20 protein-coding genes are annotated in these 22,402 nt (G+C 65.7%); 8 read left to right on the top strand and 12 right to left on the bottom strand.

Translation table 11 applies throughout. From position 1 onward, the window contains the following. Positions 1–10 precede the first annotated feature (10 nt). From CAL28_RS14925 to CAL28_RS14910, 4 genes are read left to right on the top strand one after another with little or no spacing between them, the layout of a single operon-like run. The gene (locus CAL28_RS14925) at positions 11–1,693 is read left to right on the top strand and encodes a CocE/NonD family hydrolase (protein WP_176464005.1); all 1,683 of its coding nucleotides are present in this window, start codon (positions 11–13) and stop codon (positions 1,691–1,693) included. Beyond that, the gene (locus CAL28_RS14920; RefSeq protein WP_217906580.1) at positions 1,690–2,514 is read left to right on the top strand and encodes a creatininase family protein; all 825 of its coding nucleotides are present in this window, start codon (positions 1,690–1,692) and stop codon (positions 2,512–2,514) included. Before CAL28_RS14925 ends, CAL28_RS14920 begins: the two co-directional genes overlap by 4 nt. Then, positions 2,511–3,284 (top strand): cysteine hydrolase family protein, encoded by a 774-nt coding sequence (locus CAL28_RS14915; protein WP_094842102.1) that lies wholly within the window; start codon positions 2,511–2,513, stop codon positions 3,282–3,284. The genes CAL28_RS14920 and CAL28_RS14915 overlap by 4 nt, the downstream gene beginning before the upstream one ends. A gap of 5 nt (positions 3,285–3,289) precedes the next feature. Then, a complete protein-coding gene (locus CAL28_RS14910) occupies positions 3,290–3,763 on the top strand; it encodes a cupin domain-containing protein (protein ID WP_217906579.1) in 474 nt (157 codons plus the stop codon). 125 nt (positions 3,764–3,888) lie between these two features. Here CAL28_RS14910 and CAL28_RS14905 read toward each other — a convergent pair whose 3' ends face one another. The 12 genes from CAL28_RS14905 to CAL28_RS14850 all read right to left on the bottom strand — a co-directional run bounded on the left by CAL28_RS14905 (position 3,889) and on the right by CAL28_RS14850 (position 14,485). After that, the gene (locus tag CAL28_RS14905) at positions 3,889–4,335 is read right to left on the bottom strand and encodes a baeRF12 domain-containing protein (protein ID WP_176464004.1); all 447 of its coding nucleotides are present in this window, start codon (positions 4,333–4,335) and stop codon (positions 3,889–3,891) included. A gap of 57 nt (positions 4,336–4,392) precedes the next feature. Further along, complete coding sequence (locus CAL28_RS14900) at positions 4,393–5,040, bottom strand: BON domain-containing protein (protein ID WP_094842100.1); 648 nt, start codon at positions 5,038–5,040, stop codon at positions 4,393–4,395. A gap of 188 nt (positions 5,041–5,228) precedes the next feature. Then, positions 5,229–5,987, bottom strand: coding sequence for an ABC transporter permease (locus CAL28_RS14895; RefSeq protein ID WP_094842099.1), 759 nt, complete (start codon positions 5,985–5,987; stop codon positions 5,229–5,231). After that, a complete protein-coding gene (locus CAL28_RS14890; protein ID WP_094842098.1) occupies positions 5,984–6,760 on the bottom strand; it encodes an ABC transporter permease in 777 nt (258 codons plus the stop codon). The genes CAL28_RS14895 and CAL28_RS14890 overlap by 4 nt, the downstream gene beginning before the upstream one ends. Further along, positions 6,757–7,773: an ABC transporter substrate-binding protein gene (locus CAL28_RS14885; protein ID WP_094842097.1), complete on the bottom strand. Its 1,017-nt coding sequence runs from the start codon at positions 7,771–7,773 to the stop codon at positions 6,757–6,759. Before CAL28_RS14885 ends, CAL28_RS14890 begins: the two co-directional genes overlap by 4 nt. Before the next feature lie 18 nt (positions 7,774–7,791). Continuing rightward, positions 7,792–8,637, bottom strand: a complete 846-nt coding sequence (locus CAL28_RS14880; protein ID WP_254926135.1) for a TauD/TfdA dioxygenase family protein — start codon at positions 8,635–8,637, stop codon at positions 7,792–7,794. A 49-nt stretch (positions 8,638–8,686) separates the two neighbouring features. Continuing rightward, a complete protein-coding gene (locus tag CAL28_RS14875; protein WP_254926134.1) occupies positions 8,687–9,487 on the bottom strand; it encodes a class II aldolase/adducin family protein in 801 nt (266 codons plus the stop codon). Further along, positions 9,484–10,401, bottom strand: coding sequence for an ABC transporter ATP-binding protein (locus CAL28_RS14870; protein ID WP_094842096.1), 918 nt, complete (start codon positions 10,399–10,401; stop codon positions 9,484–9,486). The genes CAL28_RS14875 and CAL28_RS14870 overlap by 4 nt, the downstream gene beginning before the upstream one ends. Continuing rightward, positions 10,398–11,609, bottom strand: coding sequence for a M20 family metallo-hydrolase (locus CAL28_RS14865; protein ID WP_254926133.1), 1,212 nt, complete (start codon positions 11,607–11,609; stop codon positions 10,398–10,400). Before CAL28_RS14865 ends, CAL28_RS14870 begins: the two co-directional genes overlap by 4 nt. A gap of 52 nt (positions 11,610–11,661) precedes the next feature. Then, positions 11,662–12,543 (bottom strand): alpha/beta fold hydrolase, encoded by an 882-nt coding sequence (locus CAL28_RS14860; protein ID WP_094842094.1) that lies wholly within the window; start codon positions 12,541–12,543, stop codon positions 11,662–11,664. Positions 12,544–12,553: 10 nt separating this feature from the next. After that, the gene (locus CAL28_RS14855; protein ID WP_094842093.1) at positions 12,554–13,687 is read right to left on the bottom strand and encodes a pyridoxal phosphate-dependent aminotransferase; all 1,134 of its coding nucleotides are present in this window, start codon (positions 13,685–13,687) and stop codon (positions 12,554–12,556) included. Between the two features lie 12 nt (positions 13,688–13,699). After that, positions 13,700–14,485 carry an SDR family oxidoreductase gene (locus CAL28_RS14850; protein ID WP_094842092.1) on the bottom strand — a complete coding sequence of 262 codons (786 nt, stop codon included), beginning with the start codon at positions 14,483–14,485 and terminating at the stop codon, positions 13,700–13,702. 399 nt (positions 14,486–14,884) lie between these two features. On the opposite strand from CAL28_RS14850, the gene CAL28_RS14845 reads away from it, so the two are divergent. The 4 genes from CAL28_RS14845 to aspT all read left to right on the top strand — a co-directional run bounded on the left by CAL28_RS14845 (position 14,885) and on the right by aspT (position 22,389). Then, positions 14,885–15,592 (top strand): GntR family transcriptional regulator, encoded by a 708-nt coding sequence (locus tag CAL28_RS14845; RefSeq protein WP_254926132.1) that lies wholly within the window; start codon positions 14,885–14,887, stop codon positions 15,590–15,592. Between the two features lie 545 nt (positions 15,593–16,137). Continuing rightward, positions 16,138–18,891, top strand: a complete 2,754-nt coding sequence (locus CAL28_RS14840; RefSeq protein ID WP_094842090.1) for a decarboxylase — start codon at positions 16,138–16,140, stop codon at positions 18,889–18,891. Positions 18,892–18,969: 78 nt separating this feature from the next. Continuing rightward, the gene (locus CAL28_RS14835; protein WP_094844633.1) at positions 18,970–20,670 is read left to right on the top strand and encodes an aspartate:alanine exchanger family transporter; all 1,701 of its coding nucleotides are present in this window, start codon (positions 18,970–18,972) and stop codon (positions 20,668–20,670) included. A gap of 27 nt (positions 20,671–20,697) precedes the next feature. Continuing rightward, positions 20,698–22,389: an aspartate-alanine antiporter gene (aspT, locus tag CAL28_RS14830; RefSeq protein WP_094842089.1), complete on the top strand. Its 1,692-nt coding sequence runs from the start codon at positions 20,698–20,700 to the stop codon at positions 22,387–22,389. Positions 22,390–22,402: the final 13 nt, after the last annotated feature.

The raw sequence follows: 22,402 nt of genomic DNA, 5'->3' as shown, positions 1-22,402 counted from the left end.
GAGGCGAGCCATGTCGAGATTGACGGTGCAATCCCCGGAGACGCTTTCCATGCATACGCGCGATGGCGTACGCCTGGATGCGGACGTCTACCGGCCGGTAGGCAAAGGGCCTTATCCGGTGTTGCTGATGCGGCAGGCCTATGGCCGACGCATCGCCTGCGCGATCTGCTACGCGCATCCCGCCTGGTACGCGTCGCAAGGCTATATCGTGGTGGTGCAGGATATCCGTGGCCGTGGGACTTCCGAAGGCGAGTTCCTGATCGGCGAACACGATGCGCAGGATGGCGCGGATGCGGTCGACTGGGCGGCCGGCCTGCCGGGTAGCAACGGCCGCGTGGGCATGTATGGTTTTTCGTATCAGGGCTACAACCAGCTGATGGCGGCGAGCGCGGCCGGGCCGGCCCTGCGGGCCATCGCGCCGGCGATGACGCCCTGGGATTCGCGCGAGGGTTGGGCCTGGAAGCAAGGGGCATTGCGCTTGCAGAGCACCCTGGGCTGGGCCACGCAACTGGCGTCGGAGACGGCGCGCCGGCGCGGCGATGCGCAGGCCTATGCCGAACTGATGGCCGCCGCGCGCGCCTTGCCCTTGAACGAAGCCGTCACCGCCTGGCCCCGCTACATGCGTCAGCATGCGGATCTTACCCACTACGCGCGATGGCTGGAGACGCCGGCCGACGATCCGTACTGGCAACGCATTTCCGCTGCCGCGCACGCAGCCGAGATCGCGGCGCGGCGGATACCCACCTTCTTCATCGGTGGGTGGCATGACCCCTACAACGAGACCGTGCTGCAGGCGTACCGCGACCTGAGCGCGCTCGGCGCCGGGCCCATGCGTATGGATATCGGCCCGTGGGCGCACTTTCCCTGGGCGCGCAAGACGGCCGGCGTGGACTACGGCCCGGATGCCGAAACCGATATCGACGCACGGCAGGTGCGCTGGTTCGACCGGTGGCTCAAGGACATCGACAACGGGATCGACGTCGAGCCCCCGATACGGTCCTTCGATCTGGGGCGTAAGTGCTGGCGCGTTTTCGACCGCTGGCCGGATCGCGTGTCGCGCTGGGCGCTGGCCGGCAACGGCCTGGCGGCGTTGCGCGTGGGCGATGGCCGCTTGCTGCCCGACGGCGAACCATGGCCGGAAACGCCAGGCCATGACAGCGTCGTCAACGATCCGTGGCGCCCCGCGCCTTCCGCCGGCGGACCCTACGGCACGCCGCCGGGTCCGGTGGACCGGCAGGCGGTGGATCAGCGTCCGGACGTCATGACCTTCGATTCCGCCCCGCTGGATGCGCCGTTGGACGTGGCGGGGAAGGTCTCGGCCGTTCTGTACCTGAGCTGCGACCAGGCCGACTTCGACGTGTCGTGCAGCTTGAACCGGATCCAGCCGGACGGCCGATCGCAAGTGATCGCCGATGGCTATGCGCGTGTGCGGGAGTGGCGGCCGGACGCGCCGGTGAACGTGGCGATGCATGCGGCCTGTGTGACCCTGCAGAAGGGAGAGTCGCTGCGCGTGGCGGTGGCCGCGTCGGCGTATCCGGCCTATGCGGTGAATCCTGGCACCGGCGCCGACCCGGCATCGGTGCCGGCCGTGCGGATGCCCATCACCACGCTGTCGGTCCACTATGGGCCTGGCAGGCAATCCGAAGTCCGGCTGATGCTGGGCACCCCCCTCGATGCAAGGAGTGCGCCATGACGGCCACGCCATCGACCTGCTCCGTGCCCAGCCGGCTCTGGGTGGAAATGACGTCTCCCCAGTTTTCTCGCCTGCCGGCGGACACGGTAGCCATCCTGCCGGTCGCGGCGATCGAGCAGCATGGTCCTCACCTGCCTGTCTACGTGGACGCCTGCCTGAACGCCGGCGTGGTGGAGCGCGCCATGTCTTTGGTGGCGCCAGAGGTTCCTGCTGTTTTCCTGCCCATGCAGGCCATCGGCAAATCGAATGAACACCAGGCGTTCCCGGGCACGCTGACCCTGCGCGCGGAAACGCTGATCGCGCTGCTGACCGATATCGGCGAAAGCGTGCACCGGGCGGGCCTGCGCAAACTGGTGCTGTTCAACTCCCACGGTGGCCAGCCGCAGATCATGGATATCGTCGCGCGCGATCTGCGCGTGCGCCTGGGCATGTTCGTGGTGTGCGCCGCGACCTGGAGCTTCGGCTGGCCGGATCGCGATGCCTTCAGCGAGACCGAGCGCATCCATGGCATCCATGGGGGCGGCAAGGAAACCTCGATGATGCTGGCGTTGCGGCCGGACCTGGTGCGCATGGAGCTGGCGGGTGATTTCACGCCCGCCAGCGTCGCCATCGAACAGCGGTACAAGCATCTGCGCGCCGAAGGCAAGGTCGGCTTCGGTTGGCAGGCTCAGGACCTGCATCCCGGCGGCGCGAGCGGCAATGCGCTGGATGCGGATGCCGGACGCGGCGCCGCGATCGTCGAGCATGCCGCGTCGGGCCTGGCCGAGTTGATCGCCGAAGTCCACGCCTATCCGCTCGATGCGATCAGGAGCATGCCATGACGTCGCACGATGATCTGATCGCCCTGGGCAGCGCCCGCGGCAACCAATGGCGCGTGTCGGCGACGCACGCCAGCCTGGTACGCGAACCGCGGCCCGCCAGACCCGTGCGCTTGCCTGCCCAGCCGCAATCCCTGACCGTGGATCTCGCGCGCAGCGCGCTGGTCGTGATCGACATGCAGAACGACTTCTGTCATCCGCAAGGCTGGCTGGGCGCGGTGGTCGGCGTCGATGTCACGCCGGCTCGCCAGCCTATCGCGCCGCTGGCCGCCTTGCTGCCGCGCGCGCGGCGCGCGGGCATGTCGGTGCTGTGGGTCAACTGGGGCAATCGTCCCGACCTCATGAACCTGAGCCCGTCCGTCGTTCACGTCTACAAGCCTTCGGGCCAGGGCACAGGCCTGGGCGATCCGCTGCCGTCGCGGCCCGATCGCGTGCTGGAGGCGGGATCGTGGGCCGCCAATGTCGTGGAAGAACTGCGCGTCGAAACGTCGGACATACGCGTCGACAAATACCGCATGAGCGGATTCTGGGACACGCCGCTTGACGCCATCCTGCGCAATCTGGGCGTCACGACCTTGTTCTTTGCCGGCGTCAATGCCGATCAATGCGTGCTGGCGACGTTGATCGACGCCAACAGCCTGGGCTACGACTGCGTCTACCTGGACGATTGCTGCGCGACGACGTCGCCGGATTTCTGCCTGCAAGCCACCCGCTACAACGTGCGCCAGTGCTTCGGTTTCACCGCCACGAGCACCGACCTGCTTCAAGGATAGCCATCGTGATTCCCAAGGCCATCAGAAAAACCATGGACCAATGTCCGGCTTATCGCATCTCGGCCGGGGACACCAACTACTTCGCCCTCATCTTCGATGGCGAAGGCGAGGGCTGCGACCTGGTCGCCGTGGTGGAGATCTTCGAACCCGGTGGCCGTACCCCGCCGAACGTGCATGCGCGCGCGCATGAGATGTTTTTCATCCTTGCCGGCGAAGGGCGGGCCTATGCGGACGGCGCCGTGCTCGATTTGCGCCAGGGCGACGCCATGCTGGTCAGGCCAGGGGCTCATCACGCGGTGGAAAACACGGGCAGCGGCAAGCTGTACTGCCTGACCGTGATGGCGCCCGACGAGGACTTCGCCGCCCTCATACGCCGCGGTGTTCCCGTCAGTTTGACCGAAGAGGACCATGCCGTCCTGCGCCGTGCACCGTCCGCACGCGCGGCGTTCCGTCCGGCGGCTGGGCTACCCGGCCCATAGCTTCATGGGCACGATCCTCTACAAGCACCGCTGCCGCCCCTGATGGACCGCTACGAAGTCGCATCGTGCAGGCATCCGGCTTCGTTGCCGGCATCAAGAAAACGGCGAGACGGGTAGGGATACCGTCAGGCCGATAGCCTGCCCTGGATCTCCGCCACGGTATTCGCGGTGAGATCCTTCGGGATCTCGGCGAACAATCTGTCTCGCAATTCCGGATTCAGGATCTTTCGCACGCGTCCCAGGACGCGCGGCGGCGCGGCGATAATCAGCCGGCCGTGCGGGTCGTTCCTGACGTGGCAATCCAGCTCGTGGACGAAGCGCGCCACGAACTCCTCTTCCGTACGGTCGTGAAGGTCGGGGGACTCTACCGCGCTGCGCGGGAAGCCCAGCGAGGCGGTCACGCGGCCCGGCCGGTCCGTGCCAAGTTCATGGGTGGACGCGGCGCTGCGCTCGTAGGCGGCGACGGTGCGCAGGCACAGGTTCGCGGCGTCCCCGTCGTTGCGCAGGATCAGTCCTCGCGCGCCATCGCACAGCGCCAGCCATGCGTGCTTGGGAATGGCGATTTTCCACATTCTCGATCTCCGGAGTTGCGGGTGGACGAAATTCATTGGGCAGAAACCTCCAGACAGTCAGCCCACGACCAGCCGGTTTACCACCGACGTCACGCCCGGCACCGACCAGGCGGCGCGTTGCGCGGCGTCGCGCTCATGCCAGCTCTGCACGCCCCCTTGCAGGGTGACCGCGCCGCCCGACACATTGAGGGTGATATTGCGGGATTCGATTTCGGCGCTGCGCTGCAGCGCACGGTCGATGCTCGCCTTGACGTCGACCGCCGACAGATGCGGCTTGATCGCGATGAGGTTGGCCACGCCGACCACGCCGGAAAGACGGCGAACGGCGCTTTCGCAGGCGGTGCGCTGGTATTGCCAATCCACCGTGCCGGACAAGGTCACCCAGCCGTTCTGCACCTTGACCTTGACCGCGTCGGGCGGCAGGCTGGCGTCCCAGGCGATGACATCGGCCGCCCGCTTGGCCAGTTTGCCGTCGTCGGTCAGGGCCGACGAGGGGACGCGGACGGCGATTTCCTCGACGATGCCGCGCACGCCCTTGACCCGCTGGGTGGCGCGCTCGGCGTTGTATTTCTCCGCATACGAGCCCACATGGCCGGCAAGGGTCACGATGGCATTCTGGACCGTCACGCCGATGTTGCGGGCGTCCAGGCTGGGGTCGAAGTCCAGTTCATCCAGGACGTGCCTGCGTAGTTCGGTGTCCAGCATCGCTTGCTCCTGTCACGGTCGTCATGGCGGATGCCATGGCCGTAATCTCGCGCTTTCGACCACGGCCATTCTTGATTTGGGTCAATCGGGGGCCGGGTGGAGGATCGGCGCCCCAGGTGATTCCGCCATAGGTAGCCATCCGGTCCCGCCGGCGCGGGCGGGCGGCAAGCAAGCCATCGAGGCCAGGACTACTTCCAGAAGATGTAGCGTTTCTCCAGCAGATTGACGATACCGAAGAACAGCAGGCTGGCCGCCGAGGCGACGAAGATGGCCGACCACACCTGGACGAAATCGATCTGCAGGACGGCCTGGAATATGGTCCATCCCAGTCCTCCGGTGGCGCCCAGCATCTCGGTGACGATGGCCACGATCATGGCCCGCACCGTGGACACGCGCATGCCGGCGGCGGTCAACGGTATGGCGGCCGGCAGCCGCAGCCGCCACAGGATCGCCGCGCGGTCGGCGCCGAAGCTGCGCATCAGGTCCACCGCGCGCTGGTCCACACGGTCCAGTCCCGCCAGGGCATGCAGGAACACCGTGAAGCCCACCGCCAGGGCCACCATGACGATCTTCGATTCCGGGCCCATGCCGAACCAGAGCAGGATCAGCGGCGCATAGGCCACCACCGGTACCGAGTTCAGCGCGGTGGCGATGGGCAGCACGACGCCGCGCGCGCGCGGGAGCATGGTCAGGATGATGGCCAGCAGGATGCCCGCGGCAGCCCCGAGCAGGAAACCGCAAACGGCTTCCATCACCGTCATGCGAGCCGCGGCCAGCAATAGGGCGTGCTGGTCCGCGACGGCGGCAAGAATGCGGCTGAAGCGGGGAAGCACGTATTCCGGCAGGTTCAGCAGGCGTGCGCACAGCTCCCACAGCACGGCCAGTCCCGCCAGTCCCAGCACGGCGCGCCGGGCCGCGCGCGTCGGCCTGGGCAATCTGATAGTCATAGCTCGGCCCTCCAGAAGACCACTTTATGCTCGGCCCAGGCCACCAGCCCATAGAAGGACGTGCCCAGTATGCCGGCCATCAGGATGGCCGCCCACAACGCGACGAACTGCTCGTTGTACATGGCTTGCAGCAGCAGCACGCCCAGCCCCGTGGTGTCGCCGAACCATTCGCCCGCGATGGCGCCGAGCAGGCTGAGCGTGCACGCCAGCCGCAGCGCGACGAAGATCTGCGGTAGCGCGGCGGGCAGTTGCAGGCGCAGCAGCAACTGCAGCGGCGTGGCGCCGAAGCTGCGCAGCAGATCCAGCTGGCGCCGGTCCACAGCCTCCAGTCCCTGCAGGGTGTTCACCGTGACCGGGAAGAAAGTCAGGTAGAAGGCGATCAAGGCCTTGGCCAGGATGGTGTTGCCGAACCACAGCACGACCACCGCGCCGAAGGCGATCACGGGGATGGTTTGCGAGATGATGAAGAGCGGGAATACCAGCTCGCGCAGCAGCCGCACGCGATGGAAGATCACGCCATTGACCACGCCGACGACCGCGCCGGCGGCATAGCCCAGCACGGTTTCGGACAAGGTGCGCAGGAAGCTGCCGGCATAGGTCGCGGGCAAGGCGGCGATGGCCTGCAGGATGGACGACAGGCTGGGCAGGTAGTAGGGCTTGATGCCGCCCACGCGCACGACCAGCTCCCACAGCACGCCGACGGCCACGATGCCGGCGGCGCCGCGCAGCAGCACGGCCGCCGCCGAGCCGGCGCGCGGCTGGCCCGTCTTCATGGACGCCGCTCCGCCACCGGGATGGCCTGCAGGAAGCGGCTATCGAAGGCCTTGGAGACGTCAACCGGCTTGCTGATCACCTTGTTGGTGAGCAGGAACTCCTCTGCCTTCTGCATCGCCGCCGGATCGATCCAGAACAGGCCTTCGGTCTTCGCCTTGCCCGCCGTCATCAGACGGTAGGCCTCGGTCAGCATGAATTCCTGGTGTGCCCGGTCCAGCGTGGGCGCGACCTTCATGACGATATCGACCGCGTCTTTCGGATGGGCCATGGCCTCGCGCCAGCCGCGGATGGAGGCTCGCAGGAAGGCCTTGACCAGTTCAGGCTGCTCCTGCGCCGTCTTGGTGGACACGATCAGCGTATCGCGAGGAAAGGTGATGCCGTAGTCTTCGGCCTTGAACATGCGCAGGTTCTGCTCGCCCACGCGCTGGCGAATCGTATAGAGCTCGTTGTACCAGGTGGCGGTCACCACATCGACATCCCCGTTGACGAAAGGCGTCACGCTGACCTGCTGCGGCTGAATATCGACCTTGCTGCGATCGACGCCCTGGTTGGCCAGCATCCCGAATAGCACGTATTGGGCGCCGGTGAACCAGGCGGTGACCTTCTTGCCCTCGAACTCTTTCAATGTCTTCGGGCCGTCCTTTTTCGTGACGAACACGAAGGGCGTGATCTGGTGCGACACGCCCACGGCGACAATGGGCATGCCCTTGTCGATCGCGGCCATGACGCTGTCGGTGCCGCCCGACAGGCCGAAGGTGTCGGCGCCGGTGGCCACCAGATTTTCCGTCAGCAGGTTCGGACCGCCGGGATTGATGGTCAGATCGATGCCTTCTTCCTTGTAGTAGCCCTTGGCGAGCGCGTAGTAGAAGCCGGCGAACTGCGTCTGCGGCAGCCACTTCAGCCGCAGCGTCGCCTTGACGGGTTCCTTGGCGGCCGGCGCGGCCAGGGCGGGCGCGGCCAGCCCGAACGTGGCCGCCCATGCCAACAGGGTAAACAAGCGCTTGGTCTTCATCGTTTTATCCCCTTGCGTTCAAAAAGGCCGCGTGCCCGCGACCGTTGTCCGGTGCATGATGCGTCGGTACCGGGTATCTTCGTAAGGCGTGGCGCAGTGCATGGTGCAGCGGTTGTCCCAGATGATCAGGTCGCCCTGTTGCCACTTGTGCCGATACGTGAATTCTTCGGAGATGGCATGCCGGTTAAGCTCCGCGAGCAGGGCCTCGGCTTCCTCTTCGGGCAGGTCGTTGATCTGCTTGACGATGTCCTGGCCGACGTACAAGGACAGGCGGCCCGTCACGGGGTGCGTGCGCACCACCGGATGCACGACGTCGGGCGTGCGCGCCTTCTGTTCCTCGCTCAGGGGCGTGCGGTCGGCGAAAGCCTTGCCGTAGTAGCCGGCGTAGGAATGCGTGGCGGTCAGGTGGCGTATGCGCGCCTGTATCCCGGCGGGAAGCGCCTCGTAGGCCAGGTGCATGCTGGCGAAAAGCGTGTCCGCGCCTTCGGGCGGGACTTCGACGGCGTAGAGCAGCGAGCCCATGCTGGGTTCGGCCACATAGGACAGATCGGAATGCCAGTTCCAGCCTTCCTTGTGGTTGCCGATGGGCTTGCCCTGTTCGGTCACGTTGGACAGGACATAGATCTCGGGCAACCCGGTGGTAAGAAACTGCTTAAGCACGTGGGTCATCAGGTCGCCGAAGCGGCGGCTGATGTCGACGTGGCGCTGGTTGCTCAGCGCCTGCCCGCGCACCAGGATCAGGGAGTGGCGGTCCACTTGCCGCACCAGCTCGTCCACGGCGGCGTCGCTGTCCGGCGTGGACAGGTCCAGTCCCAGCACTTCGATTCCAAATCCAGCATGCAGTGGGCGCGTCTGTAGCATCATGGGCCTCCAGTAGTGGCCGGGGCGTCCCGGCCGCATCAGAAAAGAACTGCTATCGCTTGTATGAGGGATCGTTGCGGTCCAGTTGCCGCACCAGCGCCGGCCATTCCCGTTCGCCGGCCACCAGGATGTCGCCTTCGTTGCGCCAGAACTGGCGCGCGGCTTTTTCGCACACGTCGTGGTCCGGCACGACGATGGGCCCCGCGCCGCCCGCCACCGCGGCCTGCATGGCGAGCTGGATGCGCGCGGCGCGTTCGAAGTAGTACAGCAGCATGAAGGCTTCGCCGGGCGTGCGCCCGAGCGTCAGCAGGCCATGGTTGCGCATCAGCATGACGGGGTGTCCGCCCAGGTCGGCCACCAGCCGCTGCCGTTCGTCCAGGTCGATGGCCACGCCTTCATAGTCATGGAAGGCCTGGTGGCCGTAGAAGCGCATGGCGAACTGCGACAAGGGCAGCAGTCCGTCGCGCTGGGCCGATACCGCCACGCTGGCATCCGAATGCGTGTGCAGCACGCACATCGCATCATGGCGGGCCTGGTGGATGGCGCCGTGGATCACGAAGGCGGCCACGTTGACCTCGTGCGGCGAATCGCCAAGCTTGCGGCCCTGCGTATCGATCAGCACCAGGCTGGAAGCGGTGATTTCTTCGAACAGCATGCCATAGGGGTTGATCAGGAAGCGGTCGCCCGGACCGGGCAGCCGCAGGCTGATGTGGTTGTAGATCAGGTCGTCGATCTTCAAGGCGGCGACCAGCCTGTAGCAGGCGGCCAGCGCCACGCGGGCTTCCCATTCCGCGGCGGGCATGCCGGCGGGGCAGGGCGGCGCGGCGCTATCCGTAGCGCGGCCGCCGCTCATGCCTGTCCCTGGGCCGTTCCGGCCGCGGTGAATGATTTCATGCTTTCTTCCTCGATGGCAGCCAGCAGCGTGCGCTTGAGTTCGATGAATTCGGGCGAGGTGACGATATCGGGCAGGCGCGGGCGCGGCAGGGAGACCTTCTGCTCCAGCTTCACACGGCCGGGTCGTGCCGTCATGACCAGTACGCGATCGCCCAGGAACAGGGCCTCGTCGACGTCGTGGGTGATGAACAGGATGGTACGGCGGTGCTTCTGCCAGACATCCAGCAGCCAGCGCTGCATCATGCTGCGCGTCAGCGCGTCCAGGGCCCCGAAGGGCTCGTCCAGCAGCATCAGGTCGCGCTTGAACATGAATGTGCGCATCAGCGCGACGCGCTGCCGCATGCCGCCGGACAGTTCGTGCGGGTACTGCTTTTCGAAGCCGGCCAAGCCGAACTCCGGCAGCATTTCCAGCGCGTCGCGGCGGGCGTCGGCGCGGCGCACGCCTTCCAGCTCCACGGCCAGGATGGCGTTGTCGATGACGCTGCGCCAGGGCAGCAGCAGGTCGCGCTGCGGCATGAACGACACCTTGCCCAGCAGATCGCGCGCGCGGCACGGTTTGCCCAGGAATTCCACGCGGCCGCCCGCATCGGGTTCTTCCAGCCCGGCGACGATGTTGAACAGGGTGCTCTTACCGCAGCCGCTGGGGCCCACGACGGTCACGAATTCGCCCGGAGCGATGTCCACTTCCAGCTGGCTCAGGGCCTGGACCGCGCCGAAGGTCTTGGATATCCCGGAGAGCGCCAGCAACGGTTGCGCGGCCGCGCGTCCTGGCGCGACGGCCGCCCGCGCCGGATCGGTCTGCGCGTGCGGTGCGGCGGCCCCGTCCGGCACGGGGGGAGACGCCTGCAAGGCGGATCGGATGGCGATGGTCATGGCGCTTCCTCTGTTGCAAGGTCCGCGAGTACGTCGGCCAGCACCCGCGCGCCGGCATGCAGGTCCTCGGGCTTGGCGTACTCGGTTTCGTTATGGGTGATGCCTTCGCGGCACGGCACGAAAATCATGGCCGACGGGCAGATGGCATGCAGGTAGCGCGCGTCATGGCCCGCGGCCGAAATCAGGTCGCGGTGCGGCAGCGCCAGCGCGTCGGCCGTCGTGCGGATCCGCGCGCGCAGGGTCTCCGGAAAGACCAGCGAATCCGCGGCCGACAGGCGCTGCACCTGCACGGCGCAGGGGCCGGCGTGTGCTTCGCAGATTGGCGCGACCAGGGCCGACAGGCGCGACAGCTCGTCGCTGTCGGGGTGGCGCAGGTCTATGGAAAACACGACCCCGCTGGCCACGACCGATGGCGCGCTGGGCTGGACGTCGAAACGGCCCACCGTGAACTTCACGATGTCCTGGCGATCGTGCAGCGCCGCCGCCAGTGCCTGCACCATGGCGGTGGCGGCCAGCAGCGCGTCCTTGCGTTCGGCACGGGTCGACGTGCCGGCGTGCGCGGCTTCGCCCTGCACGCAAACGCGGAACGTGTGCTTGCCCTGGATGCCGCTGACCACGCCGATGGGCAGGCCCTCGCGCTCCAGGACGGGCCCTTGCTCGATATGCGCTTCGATGTAGGCATGCACCGCGCCGCCCAAGGGCCGGTGCGGCAGGTGGCCCAGCAATCCCGACGCGGCGTCCAGGGCTTCGCCCACCGAGATGCCGTCGGCGTCGCGCGCCGCGCGGGTCTCGTCCAGGGTTCGCTGTCCGGCGAAGACGGCCGAACCCATCATGCCGGGCGCGAAGCGCGAGCCTTCTTCGTTCATCCAGGCCACCACATCGATGGCGCGGCGCGGCCGCAGGCCCGAGGCCTGCAGCGCCTGCACCGCCTCCAGCGCCGCGACGACGCCATAGACGCCGTCATAGCGGCCTCCGGTGGGCTGGCTGTCCAGATGGGATCCGGCAAGCAGCGGGGCCAGTCCGGCTTCGCTGCCCGGCCAGCGCAGGAAGAAGTTGCCCACCGCGTCGCGGCTGGCCTGCAGCCCCAGCGCGGCGCCCCAGTCCGCCATCAGGGACTGGGCCTGCGCATCCTCGGGCGACAGCGCCTGCCGATTGACGCCGCCCGCGGCGGTGGCGCCGATACGCGCGAGCGCGTCCAGGCGGCTCATCAGCCTCCCCGGATCGATCCAGGCGGATGGCGGTCGCGTGCGGATCGTCATGTCAGGACGTCTTCATGATCTGCGCGGGCGCGGAGCGCGGGTCGCGGGGCAGCCATTTGCCTTGCTCGGCGGTGGCGAGGAAGTCGGCGACGAACTGATTGAACAGGGCCGGTTCTTCGAGATTCAGCGTGTGGCCCGCCTTGGGCAGGACCAGCAGTCCGCAGGCCGGTATGGTTTTCTTCATGAAGATGCCCGGCTGCAGGCAGTGGTCGTCTTCGTCGCCCACGATCACCAGGGTGGGCAGCGTCATTTGCTTCAGCCCGGCCTCCAGGTCGTAGATCGAAGGACGGCGCGCCTGTACGCCGCGCATCGTGTTCGCGGATCCCGTGGCGTCGTGCTCGGCCAGCTGGCGCGCGAATTCCTGCCACCCGCGCGGATCCTTCAGCTGGAAAATGATGCGCGAGGCGGCCTCGGCATAGGTCCCGGCGAACACGGCGGAGCCCAGTTGCTCGAACTTGTCGGCGACATCGCAGGACACCTGGCGGAAGTACTCTTCGTATTGCTTTTCCGCGCCGTAGCCGGCGCCGGCCACCACCAGCGATAAGGCGCGGTCGGGATGGCGCAGGCCGAAATGCAGGACCGCGAAGCCGCCCATGGACAGCCCGACGGCATGGACCTTCTCCAGGCCCAGGCCATCCATCACATCCACCATGTCGTTGACGGCGATCTCCTGGGAATAGCTGTCCACCGACGCGGGCACGTCCGACGGCGCGTAGCCGCGGGCGCTGTAGGTAATGCAGCGATAACGGCGCGAAAAATAGCGCATCTGCTGCTCCCAGCTGCGCCAGTCGCCGCCGAACTCGTGGACGAACAGGATGGGCGTGCCGCTGCCCGCTTCTTCGTAGTGCAGCTTGTAGCCGTCGCGCGTGGTAATGGTGGGCATGCCTGGGTTCCTAGAAAAGATCGGTTGCGTGGGGCTGCCGGCGGGCCTGTTCGACCATCTCGGGCAAGAGCTCGCAGAAGCGGTCGGCCCAGGCCTCCGGCACGGTCAGGCTGATCTTGACGAAGCGGTCGCCGAAGCGCTTGGTGTGGTAGGTGCCCTGGCGGATCATGACGCCCTGCGTCTGGAAGGCGGCCACCAATGCTTCGGGCCGGATGCCGGCGTCCACCGTTTCCATCACCACCAGGTTGGCCTGCGACGGATAGACGGGCAGGTGCAGGCCCGGGATGGCGGCCGCGGCCCGCGCGACGGCGGCCTGGTTGCGCCGTTGCCGGCGCTGCACCTCGGGAAACCATTCGGCCTTGGTTTCAAGGCCCGCGATCGCGGCGCGCTGCGACAGCACATTGCTGCCCAGGTTGTTGGGCGGCGCGCTCGCAAGCTGTTCGATGATGTCGGGATTGGAAATCACCGCTCCCAGCCGCATGCCCGCCAGGCCCAGCCACTTCGAGAAGCTGTAGGTCATGACGGTCTTCTCGGGGTAGAAGCGATACGCCGGCGTATGCGCGTCGGCGAAGTGGAAATACGTGGCGTCGTGGATCAGGTAGGCGTCGACCGAGCGCGCGATCTCGGCAATCTCGCGGATCTCGTCCTCGGTATGGCAGGTGCCCAGCGGGTTGTTGGGATCGACCAGATAGATCGCGGCGGTATCCGGGCCTACCGCCTCGCGCAGCTGCGCGGGCGTCAGCTTGTAGTGCTGGCTGGCGTCGTAGATAGGCAGTTCAACGACGCGCGCGCCGGCCTGCCGGGCGAAGTGCATGGGCCAGGCCCAGCTGGGGTCCGTGGTGACGAAATCCTTGCCCGGCCGGCATACGTGGCGGCATACGCTGTACAGGGCCTGGACGGCTCCGTCCGTGACGAAAGCGCAGGCGTCCGGCACGCCCGCGTCCTGGACGATCAGGCGGCGCAGCGTTTCGAAGCCCGCCGGCGGCGCATAGGCGTGGTAATCGCCGCGCGTCAGCGCGTCCATCACCGCCCGCAGCACGGCCGGGTGCGGCTCGAAATGGTTGGTGTTCTGCCCCAGCCACATTAGGCCCGGCGTGTTGCAGAGACGATCGAAATAGGCGTTTCTCAGCTCGAAGCTGCGCATGGCCCGTTCTCCTCAGATGATGGAGCGGCGCGATGCGATGCCACCGTCGATGGTCACGATGGTGCCGGTGATGTAGCCGGCGCGCTCCGAGGCGAGCCAGACGATAAGGTCGCCAACCTCTTCGGCCGACGCCGGACGCTTGCCCGGGTACTTGTCGAAGAGTTCTTCCCATCGGCTTTCGTCGTCGTACCAGTCCAGGGCCCGCCGCTTCATCAGCTTGACCATGCGATCCGTGGCGACGGGGCCGGGGTTCACCCCCACGACGCGTATCCCGTCGTCCAGGCTGCGTCCCCCCAGCGCGCGGGTAAAAGCCATCATCGCGGCGTTGCCGGTGGTGCCGACGATGTAGTCCGCGTCCGGGTTCTCGCCGGAATTGCCGATGTCATTGACGATCACCCCGCCGCCGCGACGCTTCATGTGCGCATAGAGCTCGCGCGACAGCGTCACGTAGGAAAAGATCTTCATGTCCAGGCTGTCGCGCCAGATCTGGTCCGACAGCTTGTGCAGCGGGCCCGCCGCGGAATCGGCGGCGTTGTTCACCAGGATGTCGACCTCGGCGCAGCGCTGCGCCAGCGCCAGGGCGTTTTCGTTCACCGCCAGATCCATCGGGTGGATGTGGACGGTCACGTCATAGGCGTCCGTCAGCGCCGCGCGCGCCGCCGCCAGGCCTTCTTCCGAGCGGGCGGCCAGATGCAGGGTGGCGACGCCCTCGCGAGCGAAGCTTTGCGCGGTAGCCAGGCCGATGCCCTTGGAGCCGCCGGTGACCAGCGCCGATTTCCCTTTCAAGCCCAGTTCCATCTGTCCTTCCTGTCCGCTTGGGTGTCTGTGTGTGGATGCTGGCTTGCATACATTAAGTAGAGCCAGCACTGCAAATTCCGGTTCGGCGGGGGAACGATCTTTGCGCCGCCGTATCCTTGGCAATGCAACATCCATGCCAGTTTTTTGTTTAGGTACGGGGAGTTGAGCGGCTTTTCGTGCTTCAAAGCAGTGCACAACATGGTTCATGAACGCCACGATATCGTGCATACATGATGGTGGTTGTTGTATGCAAGAGTGGCTATAATGGCGCGGTGGCGAGTACAGGTCGACGTGTTCCGGTCGGCTGGCGCCGGTCGAACGACTGTCGATCGACAGAATCAGGGGCGGCCGCAGGCGCGGGCCGCGGCGGCCATCGGCCCTAAGAGCGAAGGATCTTCAGTGAACTCAGCACTCCTGGATCAGGAAGCGGCCCAGGCCGCCGAGAATGACGCGCCGGCCAGCCGGTCGGTGCGTATTCAACGGATACTGGAAAGCGAGATCTTCTCCGGTCATTTGGCGCCCGGCGCGCGGCTCGACGAGGTGGAACTCGCGGCCCGCTTCCGCGTGTCCCGCACGCCGGTGCGCGAGGCCCTGCGGCATCTGGCCTCCGCGGGCTTGATACAGATACGCCCCCGTCAGCCCGCCGTCGTCGTCGAGCTGCCCGCGTCGCGCCTGATCGAAATGTTCCAGGTCATGGCCGAACTGGAAGCCTTGTGCGCCCGCATGGCCGCGCGCCGGATCTCGGCGTCGCAACTGGCGGCCCTGAGCGCGCTGCATGATGAATTGATCGAATTGGCGAAGACCGACCGGGTAGCGGATTTCTACGAAGTCAACCGGCGCTTCCACGAGACCATCTACGAAGCCTCGCAAAACGAGTTCCTTGCCGAGCAAACGCGCGCCCTGCGCAATCGCATAGGCGCCTATCGCCGTCTCGTCACCCAGAAGCCCAGCCGCCGCGCTGCCACCCTGACCGAGCACGACGACGTCCTGCGCGCCATCGCCACCGGCAACGAAGAAGCTGCCGCGGACGCGATGCGCGGCCACGTGAATCTGCTGGGCGAGAAGCTGCTGGACTTTATCGCGCTCTTTCCCAAGAGCGGGCGGTAACGAGGTCGGGCGGCGCGACAGCGCCATCGGGATGGCAGCCTTCGGATGTGAGGCCGCGAGCCCGTCCGGCGCCGGTCATTCTTCCGCCTACCGATGTGCGACGTAGACCCCGCGCCGCCGTTCAATTTCGGGGACGATGAGCGTATCGTGGACATACGATGTCAGGCGCCGACCCGATCATTGGCCGGCTATCGCCGCATAACGCAGCGCCTCCCGAAGCGAGGTGGACATGCCCATGCGAGTCCTCCGGATACCTCTCCCTCGGGGGGTATCGCCGGCATTGTGCGAGACGGCACGCCTCGCATCTTTTAGCGAAGAGGGCGTGGCCGCCGTTCTCGCCTCCCAAAGCGCAATCCCCTGGATGATCCCGACCCCATCGCGCCCACGCCGGCGCGCGTCCGGGGCGTTGGCGGCTTGTGCTGGCGTCATGTCGTGGCGCCAGTCAGCTCGTATGCGGCGGCAAGACATGGTTCCTATTTGCGGGAAGTTCTTGTAGAGCCTCCGGGGATGTGTATCCGGAGCTCCGGAAGTGCAGGAGACATTCCATGAAAGATAAAGCGACAGAGACCCAACGACTGGACCACCTGTTTGCGAATTCCGCCGCGCGGATGGACCGTTGGCGGGACCTGAATGCCAAGGTCCAGGTCTGGGCGGCGGAACTTCGGGCGGGCAAGCGGCAGGACAGCACGCCAGTACAGGAAGCGCTGGCCGCCGTGCGTCCCATGGAAAGCTATTTCGCCTATCCGGGCGCGCACTTGCTCCGCATACTGGATGAACGGATAAGCGAAGGCGATGCGATGGCGGCCGCGCGGCTGATCCTGAGGATGAGCAATGCCTTGTTGTCGGGAAGGTATCGCTACGACAGCGGCGAATGGGAAGCCGCGGAGGAAACGCCCGAAGACGTCCCTGATCGCATGCCGCCGGGCCTGGGCGGGGGCGGCCCGCGGCGTCCGTACTTCGAAACGATGTTCGTGACGCCGGCGCCGGCTGCCCGGCTTGCCATGCTGGCACAGGAAATCCGTCATTTGCGGCGGCCCGACGACGCCATGATCTACGAGCCGGTCATGGTGGGCAGCCTGGAGGATGCCTGCCTGGCCGCTGTCCTGAATGGCAAGATCGAGGCGGTGGTCATCTACGATGGCATACCGGTCCCGTCCCAGCATGACGTGCCTTTGCTGCGGGACTTCCTGGATGTCTACAAGCATCTGGACACGTCTTCGACCGCGCCGCAGGAGGTCGGTGTCAGGCTGGCCCGGTTGCTCAAGGGTATGCGTCCGGAACTGGATATCTATCTGTTGACCGACAGAAAGGTCGAACAGCTGGCCGGCGATCGGGCCGCATCGATGATCCGCAGGGTGTTCTACGAGGTCGAAGAACCCATGGAGCTGCATCTGAATATCCTGGAAGGGATACTCGAGCGCTACGCCACGCCGCACTTCGACAACCTGAAGCGTTACGCGATGCGGCCCATCGGCACCTTCCATGCGCTGCCGATCGCGCGCGGAAAGTCCATCATCAAGTCCAACTGGATCCGGGATTTCGGCGAGTTCTATGGCTTGAACCTATTCCTGGCGGAGACATCCGCCACGACGGGAGGCCTGGACAGCATGCTCGAGCCCACCGGCAACATCAAGCTCGCCCAGGAAAAGTTCGCGCGCGCGGTGGGCGCGGACCATGTGTTCTTCGTGACCAACGGCACGTCGACTTCGAACAAGATGGTCTACCAGGCGGTGACCCGGCCGGGCGACATCGTCATCGTCGACCGCAACTGCCACAAATCGCATCACTACGGCATGGTCCTATCCGGCGCGCAGCCGTTCTATGTCGAGGCCTTCCCGATGATGGAGTACTCGATGTACGGCGCGGTGCCGCTGCGCACCATCAAGCAGGCACTGCTGGATTTGAAGGCGGCCGGCCGGCTCGACCGGGTGGCGATGATCACGCTGACCAACTGCACCTTCGATGGCCATATTTACAACACCCGCCGGGTGATGGAGGAGTGCCTGGCCATCAAGCCGGACCTGATCTTCCTGTGGGACGAAGCCTGGTTCGGCTTCGCCCGCTGGTCGCCTTTCCTGAGACCGCGTACGGCCATGGGCGCTGCCGCGGCGCTGGAACAGTGGCGCGACGATCCCGCCGCGCTGAAAGCCTGGGAGGCGCAGGCCCAGGAATTGGGCGAGGACCTGGATCCGAAAGATCCCGGCCTGCTCGACCGCAGGCTCGTGCCCGACCCCCGCAAGATCCGCATACGTGTCTATGAAACGGATTCCGTACACAAATCGATGTCGAGCCTGCGGCAAGGTTCGATCGTTGCCGTCCGCGACGAGGACTACAACCGTCATGTCTCGGCCTTCCGCGAGGCAGTGTTCATCCATGCCTCGACCTCGCCCAACGCGCAGATTATCGGCTCGCTGGACGTCGCGCGCCGGCAGATGGAGCTGGAAGGCTACGAACTGGTCATGCGGTCGATCGAAATCGCGCTGGCGATCCGAAGGGAAGTAGCGCAGCATCCGCTGATCTCGAAGTATTTCAGCGTGCTCGGTGCCGACCGGATGGTCCCGCGGGAGTTCCGGGAATCCGGCTTCGTCGACTACCTCGAACCGGGCGCCAACTGGTTTACCGCCGCGAAAGCGCTGATGGACGATGAGTTCTGCCTGGACCCGACCCGCTTGACGCTCGTATGCGGCACGGCCGGCTACGACGGCACGGCTTTCAAGAACCTGCTGGCGTCCCGCTACAACATCCAGCTGAACAAGACCTCGCGCAATAGCGTGCTGCTGCAAAGCAATATCAACAATACCCGCAGCGATGTAGCGCTGCTTATCAAGGTCTTGCTCGAGATATCGGAGGAGATCGAGGCCAGTCTGAAGGAAGAAGGCGATGCCGGGCGCGCCGCCTTCGCGGCCAGGGTCAAGAGCCTGATGGAAGACGTCCCGAACCTGCCGAACTTCAGCCGTTTCCACGATGGCTATCGCGACGATCCCGCCGGCGCCACGCGCGAGGGGAATATGCGAACCGCCTTCTTCGCGGCCTACAACGAGGACGAATGCGAGTACCTCCCGCTGGCCGGCAAAGCCTTGGATGACCGCCTGCGCGACGGGCCGGAACTGGTTTCGGCGAACTTCGTTATTCCCTATCCGCCGGGCTTTCCGATCATGGTGCCAGGGCAGATCATCGATGCCGACACGATCGAGTTCATGCGCAAGCTCGATGTGAAGGAGATCCACGGCTACAACGCCACGCGAGGAATCAAACTGATCAAGCCTACGGCCATCGAGCGGGTCGACCGGGCCAGCTAGGCCGCCGGATACGCCTGTCAGCCATGCACCCGGCCCCCGCGGCCGGGACCCTGTCCAGAAAATCAAGGAGAAATGGTCATGGAATGGTTCTTCGGCTTCCTTAAGGCAAATCCCTACATATTGTTGTTCTTCACGGTCGGACTGTCGGTCTGGCTGGGGCGGCTCACCATCAAGGGATATGGTTTGGGCATGGTGGCGGGCGCCGTCGTCGTCGGGGCGATCCTGTCGATCTGGGCCTCGACCTATGGCATCAAGCTGCAGCTGGACAACTTCGTTCGGCTGCTTTTCTACTATCTGTTCATGTACGGCGTCGGGCTGCGGGTCGGGCCGTCGTTCATCAACAGCCTGGGCCGTGACAGCCTGCGCTTTACCTTCCTGGCGGTGCTCGCGCCTGTCCTCGGCCTGGCGATCGTCGTCCTGGGGGTTATCTGGGCGGATCTGCCGGTGGGTGCGGCCGGCGGCATCCTGGCGGGCAGCCAGACGATGTCCGCGGCGATAGGCTCGGCGGAGCAAGCCATCGTTGACGGCGTCGTCACGCTGCCGCCCGGGACGACGCCGACGGCGGCTACCGGCATGATCGCGCTGTCCTACGGCATTACGTACATCTGGGGTACGGTGGGCATCATTCTGATCGTCAAATACCTTCCGCGCTGGTGGGGCCTGGACGCGAAGGGCGCCGCCAAGCAATATGAAGCGGAGGTGGGCGTAAGGAATGTCGACGAGGCCGGGTTGTCGGGCTACCGCGCCGGCGGATTGCGGGCATACCGGCTCGAGAATCCGGAAGTCGCGGGCAAGAGCATCAGGCAGTTTCGCGAAACCAATCCCGAGTACCGGGTAGCCAACGTCAGGCGTGGCGACGAATCCCTGGGCGCCGATCCCGAACTGGTCCTGCGACAAGGCGATGTCGTGGCGCTTGGCGGGCGCCTGGAATCGCTGACCGGGAAGATGGGATTGCTGGGCCCGGAAGTCCCCGACCAAAAGGCATTGAGCGTTCCCATGGACCAGGCCGAGATTCTCGTCACCTCCAAGGACGTCGTGGGCAGGACGCTCAAGTCCTTCCGCGACTCCGACATTGCCGGCCAGGTACAGCTGACCAAGATCGAGCGCTCGGGGGTGCCCATGCCGATAGGTCTGGAGACCACGCTGAAGCGGCGCGATGTGCTTTTCATCACCGGCCTGAAGCCGGCCGTGCAGCGGGCCGGGGAGATCTTCGGGATCGTGGCCCGGCCGAGCACGGCAACCGACTTGCTGACGCTGGCCGCCGGCATGATCCTGGGCTTTCTGATCGGCAAGATCGAGTTTCCCGCCTTCGGCAGCAAGGTGGGCCTGGGCAATGCCGGCGGCTTGCTGGTGTCCGGCATCGTCGTCGCATCCTTATCGTCGCGTCTGCGTTTTTTCGGCAGCACGCCCAATGCGGCGCGCAATATCCTGGAGGATCTTGGACTGGTCGTGTTCGTCGCCATCGTCGGCCTGAACGCCGGCTCGACGCTACTGGAACAATTAACCGGCGCAATCGCGCTGAAGATTTTCCTTGTCGGCTTCGTTGCCTGTACCGTGCCGCCATTCATCGTCTGGGCAATCGGCTACCACGTGTTCAAGACGAATCCCGCGGTATTGATGGGGGTGACGGCGGGGGCGCGCAGCCATTCCGGCCCATGTCGGGAGGCGGCGAAGGAAATCGATAGTTCCGTGCCCTGGATCGGATTCCCGGTGGCGTATGCGGTCTCCGGCGTACTCCTTACCATCTTCGGCTATTTCGCGATGGTTCTGGCGCACTAGGCGTTACATCACCGGCCAGGAGGCGCCATGTCATTGGACTGGATCGGGACGCTGCTGCGCGGATCGCCGGAACTCGCGATGTTCGTCGCCGTCCCGGTGGGCTATGTCCTGGGCAATATCAAATTCGGTTCGTTCTCCCTGGGCACCGTGAGCGGCGCCCTGATCGCGGGCCTGGTCATCGGGCAGGCCCACGTCGAGATCAACCGCGAGTTGCGCTGGAGCCTGTTCTATCTGTTCCTCTTCGCCAATGGCTATTCGGCCGGGCCGCAGTTCTTCCAGGCCCTCAAGCGGGATGGCCTCAAACCCATGGCCCTATCGATCGTGGTTACCGTGGTGGCCGTCGCCGTGGCCCTGGGGATGGGGCGCCTGCTGCGCCTGGATGCCGGCATGACGGCGGGCCTGTTCGGCGGCGCGCTGACGCAATCATCCGTCATGGGTACCGCGACCGGCGCCATCATGGACCTGCCGATTCCGGCGGACATGCAGAAGCTGCTGGCAAGCCATGTCGCGGTTGCCGATGCCTTGACGTATGTGTTCGGGGCGATCGGTCCCATCATTTTCCTCAGTGTGGTGGCTCCCAGGATCTTCCGCATAGACCTGCGCAAGGAAGCCGCCTTGCTGGAGGAGCAATACGGTATCAAGACCAGCGTCGAAGGCGTGCTTTCGGGGTACCAGAAGTTCGCGGCCAGGGCCTACCTTGTGCAACCCAACGCGGCCTTCAACGGCAAGCGCGTGGACGAGTCCGAGCACGCCTGTCCCGGGTATCGCTATTTCGTGGAGCGATTGCGCAGGGGGGACAGCGATATCGAGGTGCGGCCTGACGCCGTGCTGCTGCCGGGCGACGTGGTCGTCGTCCATGGCCGTACCGAAGCGATGGTGACGGTGGGACCGATGTTCGGCAAGGAACTGCACGAACCTTCGCTGCTGGATTTTCCGGTAGAGATTCTAAGGGTCATGATAACCAGCAAGGCGATCTGCGGACCGACCCTGAAGGACCTCGTGGAAGGCAAGATCCTGGATCTGCGCGGCGTCGGCATGCGATCGCTGACGCGTGGCGGCCAGGATATACCGTTCGGCGCATCGACCCGGCTGAACCGCGGCGACATCGTCGAATTGGTGGGGCCCATGCACGCCGTCGAACGGGTCGCCACCGAAATGGGGCAGCCATTGCGTCCTGCCACGTCGACGAACCTGTCCATACTGGGATTCGGCATCCTCATCGGCGCGCTTATCGGGCTGCCTTACCTCGACATCGGTGCCTTGAAGCTTACCCTGGGCGCCAGTGTCGGCGTCCTGCTGGCCGGTTTGCTGTTCGGCTGGCTGCGCACGGTACGACCCAAAATGGGAGAAATACCGCAGCCCGCACTGGACTTCATGATCACTTTTGGACTGGCGGCCTTCGTGGCGGGGGCGGGATTGCAGGCGGGGCCTGAGTTTGTCCGCGCCGTCAAAGAGCTGGGCGTGGGGCTTGTGTTGGCCGGCATGGCCGTCACCGTGACGCCGATGCTGGCGGCATTGTTGGTCGGCCGCTACGTGCTCAAGATGAATCCCTTGCTGCTGCTTGGCGCCCTGGCGGGGGCGCAGACCTTCACCGCGGCATTGGCGGCGCTACAGGAAAAGGCCGGAAGCCGGATACCGGTTCTGGGCTACACGGTCCCATATGCCACTTCCAATATTCTTCTGACGACGTGCGGGGCCGTCATCGTGGCGCTGGTGTAGGCCGCGATGCGCG

Origin of the sequence: Bordetella genomosp. 11, from assembly GCF_002261215.1 — a bacterium.
Classification (GTDB): domain Bacteria; phylum Pseudomonadota; class Gammaproteobacteria; order Burkholderiales; family Burkholderiaceae_B; genus Bordetella_C.
The sequence above is the reverse complement of the archived record's forward strand: the minus strand, read 5'-3'. Positions and strand labels throughout refer to the sequence as shown.